This is a genomic window from Amycolatopsis sp. NPDC051061, assembly GCF_040682935.1.
GTDB lineage: Bacteria > Actinomycetota > Actinomycetes > Mycobacteriales > Pseudonocardiaceae > Amycolatopsis.
Window position 1 is genome coordinate 1 of sequence record NZ_JBFBBZ010000153.1, and the last position, 1,455, is coordinate 1,455.

Consider the following 1,455-nt stretch of genomic DNA (forward strand, 5'->3'; position numbering starts at 1 on the left):
ACAAAAAAAGTAGTCGTTTTTGGACGACTACTAAGTTCTAAACATTCATTACCCATAATCAATTTGGTCTAACATCGTTTCTCGACTAGCTTGATCTAATCCAAGATATGTTAAAGTCATGGCTTCGCTTGAATGGTTTAATAAATGCATGACTAAACCAATATTATAATTCGACTGCGTATAAACACGATAAGTGCCTGTTTTACGCATGGTATGCGTCCCTAGATAGTTGATTCCTAAAAGATCACCAACACGTGCCATGGAGCTATACTATAAAAGTGGACAGAAAATTGGGTGTTATAATCTGTCTATTAAGACACAAAAATGAAAGGACTTTTATGTCAGGTTTTAAACGTTACGATGAGGATTTCAAACAATCGCTTGTTAATCTCTATCAAACTGGTAAAACACAAACTGAACTCTGTAAAGATTATGGCGTATCTTCTTCTGCACTTGCAAAATGGATTAAGCAGTACTCTCAAGTGCGTCTTGAAGATAATACGGTGTTGACTGCTAAACAGATTCAAGAATTACAAAAAAGGAATGGCCAACTAGAGGAAGAAAATCTGATCTTAAAAAAAGCGAGTGCCATATTCATGCAAAACTCCAAGTAAGATTGAAAGCCATCTATAGACTCCGATTTGAACACACGACAGTTATGCTCTGTCGTGTTTTACATGTCAATCGTTCCACCTACTATAACTTTTCATAAACAAGAGGCTTTCGAAGCGTGAAGTAGAAAATCAACGCTTGAGAAAATTACTCCTTGAGATTTATATGAAAGCCAAGAAAAGAATTGGAACGAGAGCTTTTAAAATCATTCTCCTGCGTGATTATGGCGTTAATATTTCTGAAGGCCGTATCTTAAGACTTCTCAAGTCTATGACACTCCCTAAAATGTCAACCATCAAACCTCGTTTTAAATCAAAGAAAGCTCCTGTATTTTCTTCTGATAATCTGCTTAAACAAGAATTTAACCCGAACTCCCCAAATCAAGTTTGGACAACAGATTTCACTTATATCTCTATAGGACCTAAACGACATGTTTATCTCTGTGCTATTCTTGACCTCTACTCAAGGAAATGTATTGCGTGGAAAGTAAGTGATCGAATTGATGCCAAACTCGCCTGTGACACCTTAGAGATAGCTATAAATAAGAGGAAGCCTAAGGAACCAATTATCTTTCATTCGGATCAAGGAAGCCAATTTAAATCAGCTTCCTTTAGAAAGTTATTAGATGAGCATCAATTGCTTGCTTCTTACTCCAAGCCTGGATATCCTTATGATAATGCCGTCACTGAGGTCTTTTTCAAGTATCTTAAACAACGAGAAATTAATCGCAGAACTTATCACTCCATTTAAGAAGTTCAACTCTCTTGCTTTGAATACATCGAACAATTTTATAACAATTATAATCCTCATTCCGCCAACAAGGGTTTAACTCCAAATCAGAAA

1 protein-coding gene and 1 pseudogene are annotated in these 1,455 nt (G+C 36.0%); one reads left to right on the plus strand and one right to left on the minus strand.

From position 1 onward, the window contains the following. Positions 1 to 48 precede the first annotated feature (48 nt). A complete protein-coding gene (locus AB0N03_RS52355; RefSeq protein WP_032398721.1) occupies positions 49 to 261 on the minus strand; it encodes an integrase in 213 nt (70 codons plus the stop codon). Positions 262 to 338: 77 nt separating this feature from the next. On the opposite strand from AB0N03_RS52355, the pseudogene AB0N03_RS52360 reads away from it, so the two are divergent. Next, a pseudogene (locus AB0N03_RS52360) lies at positions 339 to 1,455 on the plus strand (IS3 family transposase); the annotation flags it as partial.

What these genes read in the sequence shown, in the direction of transcription:
- AB0N03_RS52355 (WP_032398721.1), bottom strand. Translation starts at nt 261, where the DNA reads ATGGCACGTGTTGGTGATCTTTTAGGAATCAACTATCTAGGGACGCAT.